The organism is Tardiphaga sp. P4_G1 (genome assembly GCF_056401215.1).
Genome location: NZ_JBFUJU010000011.1, coordinates 126,652 through 144,354 on the forward strand (window position 1 = coordinate 126,652; position 17,703 = coordinate 144,354).

Here is a 17,703-nt window from a genome sequence, read left to right on the forward strand (position 1 = left end):
TCCAACTCTGGAGCTAATGCGTTGTCCCGGTGATGCGCGCGCGTCACCTCGGTGATGTCGTCACCTTGGTGATGCCCTGCATCGCCCACATGCGTTCTGGTTCTCTCGCTCGCAAAGAAGGCCTTCGATGGCGTCGATCGGTTTCCCGCTGCTGCTGATTCCAGTGGCGATCTGCAACATCATCGCCTTCCTGATGCCCGACCTCGCGCTGTCGGGCCCGATCCCCCTCTTCCCGATCACGCTGATGTCGAAAGACATCTGGATGGTGACGCTCAACGACCTGCTCGTTGCGCTCAGCATTCTCTTGCTGTGGCTCGAAGTGATGCGCGCCGCGCGCCCGGCGCCGAAATATTTCACCGATCATTTCCTGTCGCTGCTGGTGTTCGGCGCGGCAGCTACTGAATTCGTGATGCTGCCGAAATTCGGCAATGCGACCTTCTTCCTGATCACCCTGACGGCGATGGTGGATTTCCTCGCCGGCATCTCGCTCCGCGCTCGCCGTCCGCGCCGCGTCGCCGCGCCGGTCTATGCACCGGAGCCGGCACCGCGTTATGAGCCCGCGCCAGCTCCGGTCGCTCCGACGCCTCCGCCCGCCCCCGTTCCGGCCGCGACGTCCGTCGCCGAAGCGGTGTTGACCGATCGTCCAGAGCCAAAGGTCGAGAAGCTCGAACGGATCGAGCCGAAACTTGAATCGACCCCGGTCCCGGTCCCGCCGGAAGTCGTCGCGCATACGTCGCCGCAGATTACATCGCCGGATTTGCAGCCGGGTGGCGTCGCGTCGCCTGACGACAAGCCGAAGACGTAAGCTGTCTTAATCCCTCCCTCAAGCGCAGCGAAGCTGCGCGCAGTGGGGAGGGTGGCGCGTTGCGAGCGAAAGCGAGCGACGTGACGGGCGGGGTGTTTCAACATACGCTGTCGAGCGTGGGGCAGCCCCACCCCGTCCTTCACCCTAACGATGCTGCGCATCATCAGGGTTCGGCCGACCCTCCCCACTGCGCGCAGCTTCGCTGCGCTGGAGGGAGGGAAAAGAAAAGTCAGATCACTCGCTGCGTCTGACCGCTCGCCGATCCCGCAACATACATATTTGCCACCGCCCGATAGGCCGCCTCGACATCGGCGACAGCCGCACGACGTAGTTCGCGGGTTTGCGGCGCCTGCTCGGCGGTCGCGATCAGATGTGCGATGAAGGATGCGTCGGGCCGTGCCACGCGCGACGACACCGGCGCACTGCGTTGAACCGGCTCAAGCCGCGTCAGCGCGACGGCCTCCACGATGACCGAATCTTTCTCGACCACGAAATCGCCGGCGCGCCGCATCGGCTGCGGCGTCGTGGCGTAAGCGCGGGTCGCGGAAATCGACATCGTTAACAGTGCTCGCGTCTCAATACGGGACGAGGGTTGCCCCTCCACCCTCTGCGTCGCAAGGGTCGTGCCGCGGCTCTCCACAACTCAGATCGGGGCCTCATCAGCTTTGCGAAGGCCTGCCCGGCTACACTTTCTTAAGTCTTTAGGAACTTTGACTAACGATTATAGCGATCTGAGCCGTATTGTCGGGGGGCGAATCACCCGATGACGTCCCAAAACGAGGCGACTTTGACATCCGCTGTTTCCCAGAGCGCCGATTCTTCCTTGCAGGCAGGTCGCGCTTCCGAGCCGCAGGCAGCAGAGATTCTGGCCGCACTCGGCCAGGCCGCCTTCATCTGGGACATCGCCAGCGACCGGATCACCTGGACCGACCAGGCCGCCGCCATCTTCACCGACATTTCCCCGGCCACCATCGCCAGCGGCGCCGAGCTTGCGACGCTGATCGAGCCGCAACGCGGCATTCGCACCGAGGCACTGGCCAAGGCACTCGCTTCCGGCGGCGGCACTTACCGGATCGAATACGGACTACGCGCCTCGACCACGGCCGCCGTGCTGTGGATCGAGGAAAGCGGCAACTGCCGTGCCGATGCCGCGGGCAAGGCGGTGCGTGTCGAAGGCGTCGTCCGCATCGACAACGAACGCCATGCCCGCGACGAACAACTGCTGAAACTGGCGCAGCACGATCCCGTCACCGGCGAACTCAATCGTGCGCATCTTCTGGCGTCGCTTGCCGAAGCGATCGAGGAAGCAACGCGCTTCCGCTCGTCCTTTGCCTTCATGCTGATCGGCATCGATCATCTGGCGCGCATCAACGACGCCTTCGGCTTCGATATCGCTGACGAGGTGATCGTCGAGATCGCCAGGCGGATTCGCGCGCGGCTGCGCGGCGGCGACGTGATGGGCCGCTTCTCCGGCAACAAGTTCGGCCTGATCCTGAAGAACTGCACTGTTGACGATGCCACGATCGCCGCCGAGCGCTTTCTGGTCGGCATCCGCGACGACGTCATCCCGACGCAATCCGGCCCGGTCTCGGTGACCGCCACCATCGGCGCCGTCAGCGTTCCCCGCTATGCGCAGAACGTCAACGAAGCCGTCAACCGCGCGCAGGAAACCCTGAACGGCGCCAAGCGCCGCCGCCACGGCAGCTTTGCCCTGTGGCGGCCGAATGTGGAGCGCGATGCGCAGCGCCGCGTCAATATCCGCGTCACCGACGAGATCGTGACTGCGCTGAACGAGCGCCGCATCGTCACGGCCTTCGAACCCGTGATGCATGCCGACAGCCGCACCCCCGCTTTCTATGAAGCGCTGGTGCGCATGAAGCAGGATGACGGGCAATTGCTGCTGGCGCCGGATATCGTGCCGGTCGCCGAGAAACTGGGGCTGATCCGGCTGGTCGATCACCGCGTGCTCGAACTTGTCGTCGCCGAACTCGCCGCCGCGCCGGATGTACAGCTGTCGCTGAACATCTCGCCGGACACGACGATGGACCCGGACTGGTGGACCTCCATCGAGTCGATGATGGCGGCCCATCCCGGCGTCGCGCAGCGGCTGATCGTCGAGATCACCGAGACCGTGGCCATCCAGGACCTCGACGACGTCCGCGGCTTCGTCACGCGGCTGAAGAATTTCGGCAGCCGCATCGCCATCGACGATTTCGGCGCCGGCTACACCTCGTTCCGCAACCTGCGCAAGCTCGGCGTCGATATCGTCAAGATCGACGGCGCCTTCGTGCAGAACATCGCGCATTCCGCCGACGACCGCGCTTTCGTGCAGACCCTGATCGACCTGTGCCACCGGCTCGGCATCAAGACCGTCGCCGAATGGGTGCAGGACGAGGAGTCCGGCCTGCTGCTGCGCGACTGGGGCTGCGACTACATTCAGGGTCGCCTTACCGGCCTGGCATCATCCGCACGTCCGTGGCTGGACCCGGCATCGCTGCCGAAGCCGGCGGTGGGATAGTTTCGGTCCCACACTGTCATTCCGGGCTATCTACCTTCGTCATTCCGGGGCGCTTTCTCAGCGAAGTTGAGAATGCGAACCTCAGCCACTCCAATGGGAGTGGCGGGGAATCTTGTTATGGTATGAACACATCCAGATTCCGGGTTTGCGACCGCCAAGAGGCGTTCGCGCCCTCAGGCAAACCAATTGGTTTGCCGGGAATGACGCTGGGGATACTAACGGGGGACTCTCATGAATTTCATCGGTAATCTTCTGACCGTGCTGGTCGCGGCGCTGCATATCTACTTTCTCGTGCTGGAAATGTTTCTCTGGCAGAAGCCGCAGGGCCTGAAGACCTTCAAAAATACGCCGGAGAAGGCCGAGATCACCGCGGTGCTCGCCGCCAATCAGGGCCTCTATAACGGCTTCCTCGCCGCCGGTCTGATCTGGGGCCTGCTGCATTCCACGCCAGCCTTCGCATTCCAGATCAAGGCGTTCTTTTTGCTGTGCGTGATCGTCGCCGGTGCCTATGGCGCAGCGACGGCGAGCAAGCGCATTCTCTATGTGCAGGCCGCGCCGGCGGCGCTGGCGCTGATCGTGCTGTGGCTGGCGAGTTAGCCCGGAGCGCCGCGCGACTCCTTCTCCCCGCTTGCGGGGAGAGATGAGGGAAAGTGCCCATCTCCTCGCCTTGCCAACCTCAAATCCTTGCCTCACACTCCCCGGTAACGACGGCGCCCGCACGGGAACGACTGTCGAGTGACATATCATCAGGGAGGCAACGACATGAGAACTTCGCTTCTTCATCGCTTCGCCACGACGGCTAAATTTGTCGGGATGGCGGCCATTGCGCTGACAGCCACATCACTGCTGGCCACATCGGCACTCGCGCAGAAGAAATACGATCCCGGCGCCACCGACACCGAGATCAAGATCGGCCAGACCGTGCCCTTCTCCGGCCCCGCCTCGGCCTATTCGTCGATCGCCAAAACGCAGCTCGCTTATTTCAAGATGGTCAACGACCAGGGCGGCGTCAACGGCCGCAAGATCAACCTGATCCAGTATGACGACGCCTATTCGCCGCCCAAGGCCGTGGAGCAGGTGCGCAAGCTGGTCGAATCCGACGAAGTCCTGCTGACCTTCCAGATCATCGGCACGCCGTCCAATGCGGGCGTGCAGAAATATCTGAACCAGAAGCAGGTGCCACAACTGTTCGCCGCCACCGGCGCCACGCGCTTCACCGATCCGAAGAACTTCCCCTGGACCATGGGCTACAATCCCAACTACCAGACCGAGGGCCGGATCTACGCCAAATATATCCTGAAGAACCATCCGACCGCCAAGATCGCCATCCTCTGGCAGAACGACGACCTCGGCCGCGACTATCTCACCGGCATGAAGGCCGGACTCGGCGACAAGGCCGCGTCGATGATCGTCTCGGAGGCGTCCTACGAACTGGCCGACCCGACCATCGACTCGCAGATCGTCAAGCTGAAGTCCTCCGGCGCCGACCTCTTGTTCAACGCCTCGACGCCGAAATTCGCCGCCCAGGCGATCAAGAAGGTCGCTGATCTCGGCTGGAAGCCGATCCACATCGTCGACATCAATGCGACATCGGTCGGCGCGGTGCTGGTGCCTGCGGGGCTCGACAATTCCAAGGGTCTCATCTCGACCAATTACGGCAAGGACCCGCTGGACCCGCAGTGGAAGGACGACGAGGGCATGAAGCGCTACATGGCCTTCATGGACAAATATTATCCCGACGGCGACAAGAACTCGAACTTCAACACCTATGGCTACGGCAATGCCCAGCTCATGGTGGAAGTGCTGAAGCGCTGCGGCGACGACCTCACCCGCGCCAATGTGATGAAGCAGGCCAGCAGCATTTCGGGCTTCAAGACCGATCTCGGCCTGCCCGGCATGAGCCTCTCCACCTCGCCCACCGACTACCGCGTCAACAAGCAGCTGCAGATGCAGCGCTTCAACGGCGAGCGCTGGGAACTGTTCGGCCCGATCATCGAGGACGATTCGGCGGGCTAGCACACGCCGTCATAAGTATCATAAACGCCGTCATGCCCGGCCTTGTGCCGGGCATCCACGTCTTGGGCACAGCGCACATAAGACGTGGATGGCCGGGACAAGCCCGGCCATGACGAAAGTTTGGTGCGTGTGGCAGAGGCGTCTGGCGCAAACACCGCATCGCGATCCTACGCCACCTTCGCAAACATCGTCAGCACGCCGTCGGCGATATTGATCGCCACCACCTGCGCCGAACTCATGCCCTTTTCCTTGAGCGCATTAGCCGCCGCCGGCGAGGCATCGATCGAGGCGCGCAGCGCCTTCAAATCCTCCTCGCTGGATTTCGACACGACCTCCTCGACCTGCTTCTTCACCGCCTCCGGCAATTGCTTCACATCCACCACCTGAATGCTGGAAATCTTGGCGCTGGTCCGCTCGCCGGATTTGGCCGGAGCCTTCTCAGCCTGGTTCGCAGCTCCCTGTGCGAGCACGAAACCCGGCGTGCCGAGCGAGAGAATGGCCGCGAGGGCCGTCGCTGTCATAATGCGCATGGTCGTTCCTTTCCGGTTGGGAAGGAGCGAAGTAATAGCGGGGAAGTGTGCGGAAGGTCTGATGAGGAAGCGGCAGCGCCGTGAAAGGAATAAGGCGAGATCGAGATCAAGAGGGCTGGGCGTGTCACTCAAATCAGCGCGTTCCTTTCAAGCCGCATCCAAATCAAGGAGGGTCTTAACCTCACCAGTAAGGCCATGCAGAAACTTTTGCTTTGCTGTAGTTGAGAACGAGTGCCAATGAGTTTGCGCTACGGTGCATAGAAAAAACCTATGGACCAATTCTTCGCCTTCTTTGAAGGCATCTACAACTAGATTTTGAGTAGCGGCTATAGGCGCTATTTCGGCAAGCGACTTGTGCTCAACCCAAGCCCCCGGTATCTGGCCATGTATAACGGCTGAAACCTTACTGTACCATTTATCAAGGCGATCTACCACACCAAGCTTATTCTGAAACGTAGAGAAGTCAGGGGTATGCTTCTTATGATACTCCAAGATGTATTTTTTACTTATATAGTAATCATCGTCTCGGACTAACGTCTCAAGCTCAGAAAGATGAGTACGAAAAAATGTATAGTACAATGCCGTCTCCAACATCGCCCTCATCGAACTTGCAGCAGGCTTGTACAAAGAAAGCGCGATGAGCGTCGCCACATACTGGCCTTCAATTTGCATCTCTCGAACGAAGCACAGAGCAGGATTCCCCTTGTCCACTGTCTCTAGTTGCTTTGCCCAAATAGCCATTCGGAGATTGGCTTCGGCCAGATCCTTAGCTTGCGACTGCCCCAAAAACGAAGCCACATTGCCAGCCCAATCGACCGCAGTTAACGCTGCACTTAACTTAGCAATAGGCATGATTGCTTTCCACTAACGGCCAACGATACCTTTTAGATACGCATCCTGGAATTCTCCATTCAGGATATTCCCGAGACGCGCTATCTCCTGCTCATTTGCGGCATCCAGGAATTTATTGAGAAGCCCCCTTGTAGTTGATGCCACCGCGACAAGTTTTTTCAATCTCGGTGCGGCGAGCAGGATGACGTCACCTAAATTCTTTCTTGTAATTTTCTGCTTGGTGACCATTTCAAGTATATTATCCTTGAGACGCGCAAGTGTCCTATCGGGCCGCAGATCGGCCGGAGATTCTTTGAGCATTTCGGAAGCCTCTCTCACCAATGTAGCGAGCTCAAACGCCAGTTCACCGTGCTGAAGATCATCCGCAACTTGGCGCAATTCTGATCGATTCAAATCCGACATCAGCATAGAGGCTATAAAGTTTCGAATCGTTCGTTGACGCGCTTTCGTATTCATCATTTCACTCCAGTCCGCTCCAAAAGCTCTCGGCCAATCTTCAGAAGATTCGTAAACGCCTCGGTGCTGTAGGGCTTTTTGCTCGACCAAACAAATCCCTTCCCACCTTCTGGCTCAGATAGCCCCTTGTACTTCTTCAGCGTGTTGACCATGCAGAGATCCGAAAACTCAGCGTTTGCCCGAATAGCTGTTTCCTGAGCTGAGATTTTTACTCTCGAAGTAAGATTGAATAGAATATGAGGCGTTGTCGAACTCGCACCTGTTTTCTTAGACTTAATGAAATTCAACATCAGACCAATTCCACGTAGTGCGTACTGCTGGGGCACGACCGGAATTACCACGTGATCTGAGTTCCTCAAGGAAGTCTTTGTAAAGAGCGACCCAGCTGGGTGACAATCAATAAGGACTACGTCATATATCGACTTCGCCTCGTCGATAAATTTTTCAAAACGTTCCTCGAAGGGCGCGGTCTGCGCAGCCCCTTGGCCGAGAGCAACGTACATGAGATCCAAAGTTGACGGTAAAATATCTAGGAAGCTTTTGTTTCCGTGCGTCCCAAACACCCGCGTTACTATACTTCCAACACTGGGAGGGGTGTGATTTCCCGAAACCTGTAATTGGTACGGATTCAGATTTACGTCATCATCAAGCAAGATCGACAACGTCGTTTTTCTGGCTTTCTCTAGAGCGAAGTATATTTTCGCTGGGAGGAAAGCCTGCGAAAGATTAAACTGAGGATCATAATCTATTACGAGAACTTTTCTTGGCTTACCTCCCATTGCATAACGCGCTAAAATTCCAGCAAGGTGAGCAGCAATAGTCGTTTTTCCTACTCCTCCTTTCATGTTCATTATTGTGATTACGCTTCCCATATTTCCCCCATCAAAAATGTTTCTTTGCGCTAAACCTGCGCGTCTATTCAAGTTGCACCAACTCTCACATACAGCGAAAGGGCGATTACAACCTGTTACCATGAGAGTCGGATTTATCCATCTTAAGGTTGACAGCCAAGCAAGCTAGACTATATTCCTCTTCGTCCTACTCACGAGGGGCGCTTCTCGAGGGCGCTTTCGAAGTGGAGTTGGGATGCGGCGCCTGCGGACGTGCCTCGCAAGCACGGACTCGGGAGGTCGGGGGTCACCGTCCGGGCCCACTACGGGGCTCTGCCGGAAACGGCTGGACGGGTGCGGGTGAAGGCAGGCGAAAGCCTGACCGGAACGAAGGACTTTCATTAGTCCTGCCCAGTACCCGGAAGCACGGTCCCTCGAACAGAAAAGCCGCGATGGCGCGCCGAAAGGCGATGCGCGGATCGCAAGGGCTTTCGCAAGCCGGAGCGAAACGCGAGAACGACCAAGTTGCGCCTTTCGGCGCGTCATCCCCCTCATTGTTCGGGGGGGAAAACCGGTCCACCCGCTTTGCGCCGAGGGCGCGATACGGACGGCGCGTGGGCGCAGAGATTTTTCCAGGGAATGACGTGGCTGTTTGACAGGTGAAGCGGTGCGCAGCTCAACCGCCGGAGCTTTGCATGCGGCGCTGCAAGTCGGACGCGGGCCAATTGGGCGCCGGCTTGCTTGCAAAGAACGACCTGATCACGTCGGCCTCGGCCTGCGTGATACGACCTGACAACACGCTCTCTTCCAGATGCAGGCTGGGAACGCTGGCTTTGCCGGGTGGTGTCTGATCTCGATCGGTCATCTAGGGTCTCTGATCAATCTCTTGAAGAACGATGACGAGCTTGACGGGTTCACTGCCGACGGAAAGAAATTCCTTGTCGATCACCCGAAATCGACAGCCGGTCGGGAGAAGCGCCTCTTCCTCGTGAAAATTGGGCGACAACCACCAGATCGCCCGTCCATTTAAGGCCCGAATGATAAACAGGACGTTTCCTCCAAAGGCGCCAGCCTCGGAGAATGAGGCGCTCGTGAACGCGGGGAAGGTTACGATCCCGTCGGGAACGTAGTGGGCTGCAAATGCAGCCATGTCGGCGGCGTGATAACCTCGATAAACGGTCGCCTGTTTTCCTGTGATGGGAACGATCTTGCCCAACCCGGCATCCAGAACCTGCGCGAACGCGACCACATCCGGATCAGGACGCCCGGACCAAAGTTGCTCATTGATATAGCTATGCCAGCCATTGGCGGTGGAATAGACGTAGAACGCCAGCGCCTCTGTATTCGTTATCTGACCGTGGAATATCTCATCCAATGCCGAAGGGCTGCTGATCCTTCGCGCGCAGCGCACGGCCTCATCGACACCGATAATACGCCTCAGCACCTCAAGAAACTCGGCTCCCCGCACGCGATCTATGTCCGACGGTCGTTGGAAAGGATTGCATACCGACTTGTCGCAAAGGCACGGGAATTAGTTCGCCGATGGATCACCGGGTCAAGCCCGGTGATGACACCGAGAGTGTGGCGACGGCCACATCCCGCCCGACAGCGTAGGCAAAGCCGCGCATGCGCAGGCTCAAGCGGCCTGACCATGGAACCGCGTTTCCCTTACGTTAACTTCTGCGTAACCGCCCCTTAAACCGCGGCCGCTAGGCTCGCGGTATCAGGTGGCGTGGTGTTTGCGTATGGCGTGGGGCAAGAAAAAGAGCGGGCGCAAAGAGCCGACCTTCGGGATCGGCGCGGCGCTGTCCGATCTGCGCCTCACGGCGGATGATCGCGTGCCCGGCGGCGGCGATGACCGACCCAAGAAAACGCCCAAGCAGGCGCCGAAGCGCGAGTCCAATAGTGGCGGCGGCGACAAGCCGCGCAAATCCAGGACATCCAGCAAGGCGCGCAGCGGCGGCTTCGGCAAGGGCATCAAGCGGCTGTTCTACTGGGGCGCGGTGCTCGGCCTGTGGGCCGCGATCGCCATTGTCGGCGTCGTGATCTATGTCGGCGCGCATCTGCCGCCGATCCAGTCGCTGGAAATTCCCAAGCGCCCGCCGACGATCCAGATCGTCGGCATGGACGGCACGGTGCTGGCGACGCGCGGCGAACAGGCCGGCGCCAATGTGTCGCTGAAGGATCTGCCGCCCTATCTGCCGAAGGCCTTCATCGCCATCGAGGACCGGCGGTTCTATTCGCATTACGGCGTCGACCCGATCGGCATCGCGCGCGCCGCGGCGACCAACCTGATGCATCGCGGCGTGTCGCAGGGCGGCTCGACGCTGACGCAGCAGCTCGCCAAGAACCTGTTCCTGACGCAGGAGCGCACCATGGCGCGCAAGCTGCAGGAAGTGGAGCTGGCGTTCTGGCTGGAGCGCAAACATTCCAAGGCCGAGATCCTGGAACTGTATCTCAACCGCGTCTATTTCGGCTCCGGCGCTTACGGCGTCGAAGCGGCGGCGCAGAAATATTTCGGCAAGCCGGCCAAGAACGTCACGGTGGCGGAAGCGGCGATGCTGGCGGGACTCGTGAAGTCGCCGTCGCGGCTGGCGCCGAACCGCAATCCGGAAGGCGCCGAGGCGCGCGCCAAGGTCGTGCTGGCAGCGATGCAGGACGCCGAGTTCATCACCGCAGCCCAGGCCAAGGGCGCGACCGGCGTGCCGCAATACAACGTCAAGCCGGTCGGCGCCGGCACGGTGAACTATGTCGCCGACTGGATCGGCGAAGTGCTGGACGATCTCGTCGGCCAGGTCGACGAGAGCATCATTGTCGAGACCACCATCGATCCCAAGCTGCAGAGCGTGGCCGAAGCCGCCATCATCGACGAACTGGCGGCCAAGAGCGTGAAGTTCAACGTGACGCAGGGCGCGCTGGTGGCGATGACGCCGGACGGCTCGGTGCGCGCCATGGTCGGCGGCCGGAACTACTCGGAGAGCCAGTTCAACCGCGCGGTGACCGCGAAGCGCCAGCCGGGATCGAGTTTCAAGCCGTTCGTCTATCTCACCGCCATCGAGGCGGGGCTGACCCCGGAAACGATCCGCACCGACGCGCCGATCGACATCAAGGGCTGGAAGCCCGAGAACTACACCCACGAATATTTCGGCTCGGTGACGCTGACCCAGGCGCTGTCGATGTCGCTGAACACGGTGGCCGTGCGGCTCGGCATCGAGGTCGGCCCCGCCTCTGTGGTGCGCACCGCGCATCGGCTGGGCATCGCCTCGAAGCTCGAGGCCAATGCCTCGATCGCGCTCGGCACCTCGGAAGTATCGATGACCGAACTGGTCGGCGCCTATGCGCCCTTCGCCAATGGTGGCCTCGCTGTGTCGCCCCATGTGGTGAACCGCATCCGCACGGTGGAAGGCAAGAAGACGCTCTATACGCGCCCGGCCGAGACGGCGAGCCAGGTGATCGACGGCCGCGCCGTGGCAATGATGAACACGATGATGCAGCAGACGATTTTGTCCGGCAGCGCCAAGAAGGCCGAACTGCCGGGCTGGCAGGCCGCGGGCAAGACCGGCACCAGCCAGGATTTCCGCGACGCCTGGTTCATCGGCTACACCTCGCAGCTTGTCACCGGCGTCTGGCTCGGCAATGACGACAACTCGCCGACCAAGAAGGCGACCGGCGGCGGACTGCCGGTGGAGATCTGGTCGCGCTTCATGAAGTCGGCGCATCAGGGCCTGCAGCCGCAGCCGGTGCCGGGATTGGCGCCGTCGAATTCGTTCAGCACCAATCCGATCGGCCAGGCGCTGTCGAGCCTGCTGCCCGGATCGAGCGCACCGTCGCCATCAGCGCCACCGGAACGCGGCTATGTGCCAAGCGCCCCCGTCTATAACGGCTATCGTCCGCAGCCGCCGGCGCCAACGCAGACCAACTACCCCGCCGCGCGCCAGCAGCCACAGCAGAACGTGCGGCCGGAAGCCGCGAGCGGGCTCGATGGCTGGCTGACGGAGAGACTGTTCGGGAGATAGTGAGCGAGCGTCCCGGACACGATGCACAGCACCGCGGCCGGGACAGGAAGCTCAGTCCTGCACGCCGAAGCGATGCAGGTCGTTGCCATGGGTATCGAGCCAGGCCTTGGCGCGTTCGGTTGCGGGGCAGATACGCCCGACCACGCGCCAGAACTTCACCGAGTGGTTCATCTCGACGAGATGCCCGACTTCATGGGCCGCGAGATAATCCAGCACGAAGGGCGGCGCGAGGATCAGACGCCAGGAGAACGACAGCGAGCCCTCGGTGGTGCACGACCCCCAGCGGCTCGACTGATCGCGGATCGAGATCCGCTTCACCTTGACGTTCAGCTGCGCCGCATAGCGGTTCGATGCCTTGACGAGATCGGCCTTGGCTTCGCGCTTGAGGAAATCGTGGATACGTCGGTCGATATGCTCGACATCGCCGGCGACGCAGATGATCTTCTCGCCGTTGTCGCGGGTCTCGGTCCATACCGTCCCCCGCCCCGCACGGTGCACGATCCTGTGCGGAGTTCCCCGCAGCGGAACCGTTGTGCCATGTTCGAATGGTGCTGCTTTCGGCAAACGGCCAAGACGCGCGGCGATCCAGGCGCCATGACGTTGTGCAAAGTCCTTTGCATCGGCCAATGACCCACGCGGCGGCATGGTCAGGATGGCTTCGCGCTCGCTCGGATGAATGCGCAGCGTGTAACGCGTCGCACGGCGGTGCCTGCGCAGGCGTATGGCGAAGATCTGGGAGCCGTGTTTGACGGCAAGCGTGTCTGGTTCGGTGGGGCGGCGGTAGAGAAGTGCGCGGAAGGCCATGTCAGTAGTCCCGGTCGTCAGTAGATCGACCGGATTCTGCCATAACCGCCGCCACGGGAATTGCTCGGCGCAAAAACAAATCATTTGCCCAATATACGGGGTCAAAAGGCGATTTGTCCCCTACCGGATGGGGTCCGGAACAGGAATCTGGATTCAAAAAAACGTTGAATTTCGGAATCTAAGAGTGAATCGCGCACCGCTGCTAGAAATAGGCGGAAAATCCGGTTTCCATGCCTATTTTCAAGGGCTTAGAAAGCGCGCCATCGCAACTCACAGGCGATGATCGCGCATTTCAACGATGTTGTTTTCGATTCATCGATGGTGATCACGCACATGCGATGACGATGCATCGTCACCGCATGTGCGCGTGTTGAATCACTCAGCAGCAGCGGCGCGATGGCGCGCGCTTGCTGCGCTCAGCATGAAGTCAGACACGCGCGGCACGATTTCAGATTTGAATCGCGATCCATTGAACACGCCGTAGTGTCCAACGCCCTTCTGAACGTAATGCACACGACGCTCATCGGGGATCGAACTGCACAACATATGCGTCGCTTCGGTCTGACCGAGGCCGGAAATATCGTCGTTCTCGCCTTCGACGGTCATCAGCGCAACGTTGACGACCTTCGACGGATCAACAGGCTTGCCGCGATGGGTCATCTCGCCCTTCGGCAGCGCATGTTTGACGAACACGGTATCGACGGTCTGCAGGTAATACTCTGCAGTCAGATCCATCACCGCCAGATATTCGTCGTAGAATTCGCGATGCTTGTCCACGAGATCGCCATCGCCCTTCACCAGGTTCTCGAACAGCTTCTTGTGTGCTTCCACGTGGCGGTCGCGATTCATGCTGATGAAGCCGCTGAGCTGCAAAAAGCCTGGATAGACGTCGCGCATGATACCTGGATGCGGAAACGGCACCTTGGTGATCACGTTGTTGCGGAACCAATCCATGCCCTTTTCGGCCGCGAGATTGTTCACAGCGGTCGGATTGCGGCGTGTATCGATCGGGCCGCCCATCAGCGTCATCGACAGGGGCACATAGGGATCGTTCTCGGCTTCCATCACCGACACCGCAGCAAGCACCGGCACGGCGGGCTGACAGACGGCGAGAACATGGACGTTGCCGCCGAGCACGTGGAACATCTCGATCACATAGTCGATGTAGTCTTCGAGATCGAAGCGGCCCGCGGCCAGAGGTACCTGACGCGCATCCGACCAGTCGGTGATGTAGACCTCATGGGTCGGCAGGAAGGCCTCGACGGTACCACGCAGCAATGTCGCATAATGGCCGGACATCGGCGCCACGATCAACACGCGCGGCTGCGGTGCGCGCAGCGGACGCGGATGTTTGCGATCGAAATAGAGAAGACGGCAGAACGGCTTTTCCCACACCGAACGGATTTCGATCGGCGTCCGCACACCATTCACGTCGGTATCGTGCAGGCCCCATTCCGGCTTGCCGTAGCGGCGCGTGGTGCGTTCGAACAATTCGCAGCCCGCCGTCACCGACTTGCCGAACTCAGTCTGCGAGAACGGATTCAGCGGATTCTGAAACAACATCCTGGTAGCGTCTGTCATCGCGCGCGCCGGATTGAGCGACGCGTAGGCCATCTCATACATCCAGTACATCGGGGTGGTCAGAGCCGGGCTAGTCTCGGACGGCAGGGCTGGCGGCCTGCCAAATTCACCTATCGGCATCTGTCCTCACTCGTTGAGCGTCTGCTTTTGCGCTGCAGTATATACTGGTGTCTGCGTAAGAAAGCGTCAATGCGCCGCAAGCATGGCTTTCAGGCCATCGGCGGTAAAAACGGCGGTTATCCCTTGATAAATGGTCTTATTCGCCGCCGGAGATCAGCGTTCCGGCGCGCCTGGCACTGTTCAAAAGCCCAAGAAATATCGCGAATGAAACAATAAACAGCACGACGTTGATGGCCAGCGCAGTCAACATCAGGTCGGCGCGGAAGGTGTGATCGAACAGCAGCGCCCGCATGCCCTCGAACACATAGGTCGGTGGCAAGGCCCAGGCGACATATTGCAGCCACGTCGGCAGCACCGAGACTGGATAGTAGACGCAGGCCAGCGGCATCAGCCCGAACATCAGCGTCCAGACAATGCTCTCGGCGCCGAGGCCGTTGCGCAGCACCAGACCCGACACGAAGATACCGAGCGACCAGCTGGTGAAGATCAGGTTGCAGAAGAACGCGATCAGCGGCAGGCCGAGCGCGAACAGGTTGAATTTGAAGAACATTGCCAGAATCACCATCGGGATGATGCCGATGGCGAGGCGGATCAGGCTCATGATCATCAGCGAGATCAGAAACTCGATCGGCTTCAGCGGGCTCATCATCAGGTTACCGAGATTGCGCGCCCACATTTCCTCGAGGAAGGAGATGGAGAAACCAAGCTGGCCGCGAAACAGGATGTCCCACAGGATGACCGCGCCGATCAGCGTGCCGCCGGCCTGGGCGAAGAACCCGGCATTCTGCGAGATGTAATTCTGCAGGAAGCCCCAGGTGATGATCTGCAGCGCCGGCCAATAGACCAGCTCCAGCATGCGGGGCCACGACGACACCAGCAGATACCAGTAGCGCAGCACCATCGCATTGATGCGATGCATAGCGATGCCGTGTGACCGCTCTACGAGGCTCATGGCGCCTGCTCCCGGTCGCGACCGCGTGCGACGTCGAGGAACACGTCTTCCAGCGTCGTGCGGTTATAGCGCAGCAGAATCTGCTCGGGGCTGTCGTCGTCCTCGATCCGGCCCTTCTTCATGATGATGACACGGTCGCACAGCCGCTCGACTTCCAGCATGTTGTGCGACGCTAGGAGGATCGTGGCGTTATGGCCCCTGCGATAGGTCTCGATATGTCGCCTGATCCAGTCGGCGGTATCCGGGTCGAGCGAGGCCGTTGGCTCATCGAGCAGCAACAGCTCCGGCGCGTTGATCAGCGCCTTGGCCAGCGCGACACGGGTTTTCTGGCCTGCCGACAGCTTGCCGCTGGCGCGGTCGAGAAAATCGGTGAGGTCGAGATCTTCAGCCAGTTGCGCGATGCGGCCCTTGAGGTCCGGCACGGCATAGAGCTTTCCGAACACGGTGAGGTTTTGCCGGACCGTGAGCCGCATCGGCATATCGACGTAAGGGCTTTCAAAATTCATCCGACCGAGTACTTCGGCTGATTGCGCCGGCATTGCACAGCCGAGCACCGACACCTTTCCCGAGGTCGGCAGCGTCAGCCCCATGATCATGGCGATGGTGGTGGTCTTGCCCGCGCCATTGCCGCCCAGAAGACCGGTGATGCTGCCGCGCGCGATCTTGAACGAGATGTCATCCACGGCGCAGTTGGTCTTGTAGAATTTGACGAGATGAGCGACGTCGATCGCCGCCGCAGCATTGCGATCAACCGTCGCCGCATGACCTGACTTGGTGTCTTCAATCGTCATTGCTGCCGTTCCATGCGGCATTGTGGCGGCGAAGGCAAGCTTGGGCGCTTCAAGTGGCCGCAGCCCGCATGGGTTTGTAGTCATCGCCCGGGGCGTCTAATGTCCTGATATGACCGATATTTCCGCCTCCGACTTTCGCCAGCCGCGCCGTTATGTTCGTCTCGACACGATTCTGCGTTTGCGCTGGCTCGCTGCGCTCGGCCAGTTGGCGGCGATCTTCGTCGTGGTGCAGGGGCTCGAATACGACGTCGCCATCATTCCCTGCGTGACGATCATCGGCCTGTCGGCGACCCTCAATCTCGTGCTGCAGACGCTGTTCAATCCGGTCCACCGGTTGGAACCGCTCTTCGCTGCGGCCCTGCTCGCCCTCAATATCATCGAGCTCGCAGGATTGCTCTACTGCACCGGCGGATTGCAAAATCCGTTCTCGTTCCTGTTTCTGGCACCGGTGCTGATCTCGGCGACGGCACTGCCGACGCGTTTCACCATCGCGCTCGGCGTTCTCGCGGCAGCCTCTGCCACCGTGCTGGCCTTCTTTCATCTGCCGCTACCGTGGGACTCCGCAGAACCGCTGGTGCTGCCACAGATCTATCTGCTTGGTGTCTGGTTCTCGATCCTGACCGCCATCGGCGTGACCAGCCTCTATGCGTTTCAGGTCACCGAGGAAGCCCGCAAGCTTTCGGATGCGCTTGCCGCCACCGAACTGGTGCTGACGCGCGAGCAGCATTTGACCCAGATCGACGGTCTCGCCGCTGCTGCCGCGCATGAATTGGGAACGCCGCTCTCGACCATCTTCCTGATCTCCCGGGAGCTTGAGAAGAACATCCACAACAACCCGGAACTTGCCGACGACCTGAAGACCGTCCGTGAACAGGCGCAGCGCTGCCGCGAGATTCTTTCCAAGATCACGCAGCTGAATTCGAGCGGCGCGCCATTCGACCGCATGCCGCTCTCGCAGCTGATCGAGGAAGCCGTGGCGCCGCATCGCGATTTCGGCATTGCCATCAAGATACGTATCGCCGTCGCCAATGCGCCCGAACCGGCCGGCATGCGCAATCCGGCGATCCTCTACGGCGTCGGCAACATTCTGGAGAATGCGGTCGATTTCGCGCGGGAGCAGGTCGAGGTGAACGCCTGGTGGAATGCGGAAAGTATCGTGATCTCGATCTCGGACGATGGCCCGGGCATTCCGCCGGACCTGCTGAAGCGGATCGGCGAGCCCTACCTGTCGCGCCGGCGCCCTGCCGAAGAGGGCGAACATCGCGGCCTCGGCCTCGGCGTGTTCATCGCGCGTACGCTGCTGGAGCGTACCGGCGCCAGGGTAACGTTCAGCAATCGTGTCTTTCCCGATCACGGCGCGGTGGTGCAAATCTCATGGCCACGCGACGCGTTCGAGACTGCGGACCAGTTGGCCGATGTCGACTGACGCAAG

The 17,703-nt window shown here is 60.3% G+C and carries 17 protein-coding genes; 6 read left to right on the plus strand and 11 right to left on the minus strand.

Annotation, left to right across the window (positions count from 1 at the left end):
• Nucleotides 1-127: 127 nt before the first annotated feature.
• Nucleotides 128-805 (plus strand): hypothetical protein, encoded by a 678-nt coding sequence (locus tag AC1DUY_RS24705; RefSeq protein WP_478117783.1) that lies wholly within the window; start codon nucleotides 128-130, stop codon nucleotides 803-805.
• A 229-nt stretch (nucleotides 806-1,034) separates the two neighbouring features.
• Here AC1DUY_RS24705 and AC1DUY_RS24710 read toward each other — a convergent pair whose 3' ends face one another.
• Nucleotides 1,035-1,361, minus strand: coding sequence for a hypothetical protein (locus AC1DUY_RS24710; RefSeq protein WP_478117785.1), 327 nt, complete (start codon nucleotides 1,359-1,361; stop codon nucleotides 1,035-1,037).
• Between the two features lie 207 nt (nucleotides 1,362-1,568).
• On the opposite strand from AC1DUY_RS24710, the gene AC1DUY_RS24715 reads away from it, so the two are divergent.
• The 3 genes from AC1DUY_RS24715 (at nucleotide 1,569) to AC1DUY_RS24725 (ending at nucleotide 5,339) form a co-directional block, all read left to right on the plus strand.
• The gene (locus AC1DUY_RS24715) at nucleotides 1,569-3,323 is read left to right on the plus strand and encodes an EAL domain-containing protein (protein ID WP_478117787.1); all 1,755 of its coding nucleotides are present in this window, start codon (nucleotides 1,569-1,571) and stop codon (nucleotides 3,321-3,323) included.
• Nucleotides 3,324-3,554: 231 nt separating this feature from the next.
• A complete protein-coding gene (locus AC1DUY_RS24720; RefSeq protein ID WP_478117789.1) occupies nucleotides 3,555-3,920 on the plus strand; it encodes a DUF1304 domain-containing protein in 366 nt (121 codons plus the stop codon).
• Nucleotides 3,921-4,085: 165 nt separating this feature from the next.
• Nucleotides 4,086-5,339, plus strand: a complete 1,254-nt coding sequence (locus AC1DUY_RS24725) for an ABC transporter substrate-binding protein (RefSeq protein WP_315840475.1) — start codon at nucleotides 4,086-4,088, stop codon at nucleotides 5,337-5,339.
• A gap of 167 nt (nucleotides 5,340-5,506) precedes the next feature.
• Here AC1DUY_RS24725 and AC1DUY_RS24730 read toward each other — a convergent pair whose 3' ends face one another.
• The 6 genes from AC1DUY_RS24730 to AC1DUY_RS24755 all read right to left on the minus strand — a co-directional run bounded on the left by AC1DUY_RS24730 (nucleotide 5,507) and on the right by AC1DUY_RS24755 (nucleotide 9,475).
• Nucleotides 5,507-5,869, minus strand: a complete 363-nt coding sequence (locus AC1DUY_RS24730) for a hypothetical protein (RefSeq protein WP_231078231.1) — start codon at nucleotides 5,867-5,869, stop codon at nucleotides 5,507-5,509.
• Nucleotides 5,870-6,016: 147 nt separating this feature from the next.
• The gene (locus AC1DUY_RS24735; protein ID WP_175368617.1) at nucleotides 6,017-6,721 is read right to left on the minus strand and encodes a hypothetical protein; all 705 of its coding nucleotides are present in this window, start codon (nucleotides 6,719-6,721) and stop codon (nucleotides 6,017-6,019) included.
• Between the two features lie 12 nt (nucleotides 6,722-6,733).
• On the minus strand, nucleotides 6,734-7,177 hold the full coding sequence (locus AC1DUY_RS24740) for a hypothetical protein (protein ID WP_175368616.1): 444 nt from the start codon (nucleotides 7,175-7,177) through the stop codon (nucleotides 6,734-6,736).
• Entirely contained in the window at nucleotides 7,177-8,049 is an 873-nt protein-coding gene (locus tag AC1DUY_RS24745; RefSeq protein WP_175368615.1) for a ParA family protein, read from the minus strand. Before AC1DUY_RS24745 ends, AC1DUY_RS24740 begins: the two co-directional genes overlap by 1 nt.
• A gap of 634 nt (nucleotides 8,050-8,683) precedes the next feature.
• Nucleotides 8,684-8,872 carry a hypothetical protein gene (locus tag AC1DUY_RS24750; RefSeq protein WP_439057057.1) on the minus strand — a complete coding sequence of 63 codons (189 nt, stop codon included), beginning with the start codon at nucleotides 8,870-8,872 and terminating at the stop codon, nucleotides 8,684-8,686.
• Entirely contained in the window at nucleotides 8,873-9,475 is a 603-nt protein-coding gene (locus tag AC1DUY_RS24755; protein ID WP_478117793.1) for an ADP-ribosyltransferase domain-containing protein, read from the minus strand.
• Between the two features lie 277 nt (nucleotides 9,476-9,752).
• Between AC1DUY_RS24755 and AC1DUY_RS24760 the strand changes: the two genes are divergently transcribed.
• Nucleotides 9,753-12,023, plus strand: coding sequence for a transglycosylase domain-containing protein (locus AC1DUY_RS24760; protein ID WP_478117795.1), 2,271 nt, complete (start codon nucleotides 9,753-9,755; stop codon nucleotides 12,021-12,023).
• A gap of 51 nt (nucleotides 12,024-12,074) precedes the next feature.
• Here the strand turns inward: AC1DUY_RS24760 and AC1DUY_RS24765 are convergent, their stop codons facing one another.
• The 4 genes from AC1DUY_RS24765 to AC1DUY_RS24780 all read right to left on the minus strand — a co-directional run bounded on the left by AC1DUY_RS24765 (nucleotide 12,075) and on the right by AC1DUY_RS24780 (nucleotide 16,271).
• On the minus strand, nucleotides 12,075-12,911 hold the full coding sequence (locus AC1DUY_RS24765) for a M48 family metallopeptidase (RefSeq protein ID WP_089262719.1): 837 nt from the start codon (nucleotides 12,909-12,911) through the stop codon (nucleotides 12,075-12,077).
• A 291-nt stretch (nucleotides 12,912-13,202) separates the two neighbouring features.
• Nucleotides 13,203-14,528, minus strand: a complete 1,326-nt coding sequence (locus AC1DUY_RS24770; RefSeq protein ID WP_089262721.1) for a polyhydroxyalkanoate depolymerase — start codon at nucleotides 14,526-14,528, stop codon at nucleotides 13,203-13,205.
• Nucleotides 14,529-14,664: 136 nt separating this feature from the next.
• Nucleotides 14,665-15,480, minus strand: coding sequence for an ABC transporter permease (locus tag AC1DUY_RS24775; protein WP_120288282.1), 816 nt, complete (start codon nucleotides 15,478-15,480; stop codon nucleotides 14,665-14,667).
• Nucleotides 15,477-16,271: an ABC transporter ATP-binding protein gene (locus tag AC1DUY_RS24780; protein WP_089263642.1), complete on the minus strand. Its 795-nt coding sequence runs from the start codon at nucleotides 16,269-16,271 to the stop codon at nucleotides 15,477-15,479. The genes AC1DUY_RS24775 and AC1DUY_RS24780 overlap by 4 nt, the downstream gene beginning before the upstream one ends.
• A 109-nt stretch (nucleotides 16,272-16,380) precedes the next feature.
• Here AC1DUY_RS24780 and AC1DUY_RS24785 point away from each other — a divergent pair, with 109 nt between their 5' ends.
• A complete protein-coding gene (locus AC1DUY_RS24785; RefSeq protein ID WP_089262725.1) occupies nucleotides 16,381-17,697 on the plus strand; it encodes an ActS/PrrB/RegB family redox-sensitive histidine kinase in 1,317 nt (438 codons plus the stop codon).
• Nucleotides 17,698-17,703 lie beyond the last annotated feature (6 nt).

Bases quoted from the DNA above. Each gene is read 5' to 3' on its own strand.
- AC1DUY_RS24705 (WP_478117783.1), top strand. From the start codon at position 128: ATGGCGTCGATCGGTTTCCCGCTGCTGCTGATTCCAGTGGCGATCTGC.
- AC1DUY_RS24710 (WP_478117785.1), bottom strand. From the start codon at position 1,361: ATGTCGATTTCCGCGACCCGCGCTTACGCCACGACGCCGCAGCCGATG.
- AC1DUY_RS24715 (WP_478117787.1), top strand. From the start codon at position 1,569: ATGACGTCCCAAAACGAGGCGACTTTGACATCCGCTGTTTCCCAGAGC.
- AC1DUY_RS24720 (WP_478117789.1), top strand. From the start codon at position 3,555: ATGAATTTCATCGGTAATCTTCTGACCGTGCTGGTCGCGGCGCTGCAT.
- AC1DUY_RS24725 (WP_315840475.1), top strand. From the start codon at position 4,086: ATGAGAACTTCGCTTCTTCATCGCTTCGCCACGACGGCTAAATTTGTC.
- AC1DUY_RS24730 (WP_231078231.1), bottom strand. From the start codon at position 5,869: ATGCGCATTATGACAGCGACGGCCCTCGCGGCCATTCTCTCGCTCGGC.
- AC1DUY_RS24735 (WP_175368617.1), bottom strand. From the start codon at position 6,721: ATGCCTATTGCTAAGTTAAGTGCAGCGTTAACTGCGGTCGATTGGGCT.
- AC1DUY_RS24740 (WP_175368616.1), bottom strand. From the start codon at position 7,177: ATGAATACGAAAGCGCGTCAACGAACGATTCGAAACTTTATAGCCTCT.
- AC1DUY_RS24745 (WP_175368615.1), bottom strand. From the start codon at position 8,049: ATGGGAAGCGTAATCACAATAATGAACATGAAAGGAGGAGTAGGAAAA.
- AC1DUY_RS24750 (WP_439057057.1), bottom strand. From the start codon at position 8,872: ATGACCGATCGAGATCAGACACCACCCGGCAAAGCCAGCGTTCCCAGC.
- AC1DUY_RS24760 (WP_478117795.1), top strand. From the start codon at position 9,753: ATGGCGTGGGGCAAGAAAAAGAGCGGGCGCAAAGAGCCGACCTTCGGG.
- AC1DUY_RS24765 (WP_089262719.1), bottom strand. From the start codon at position 12,911: ATGATTTGTTTTTGCGCCGAGCAATTCCCGTGGCGGCGGTTATGGCAG.
- AC1DUY_RS24770 (WP_089262721.1), bottom strand. From the start codon at position 14,528: ATGCCGATAGGTGAATTTGGCAGGCCGCCAGCCCTGCCGTCCGAGACT.
- AC1DUY_RS24775 (WP_120288282.1), bottom strand. From the start codon at position 15,480: ATGAGCCTCGTAGAGCGGTCACACGGCATCGCTATGCATCGCATCAAT.
- AC1DUY_RS24780 (WP_089263642.1), bottom strand. From the start codon at position 16,271: ATGACGATTGAAGACACCAAGTCAGGTCATGCGGCGACGGTTGATCGC.
- AC1DUY_RS24785 (WP_089262725.1), top strand. From the start codon at position 16,381: ATGACCGATATTTCCGCCTCCGACTTTCGCCAGCCGCGCCGTTATGTT.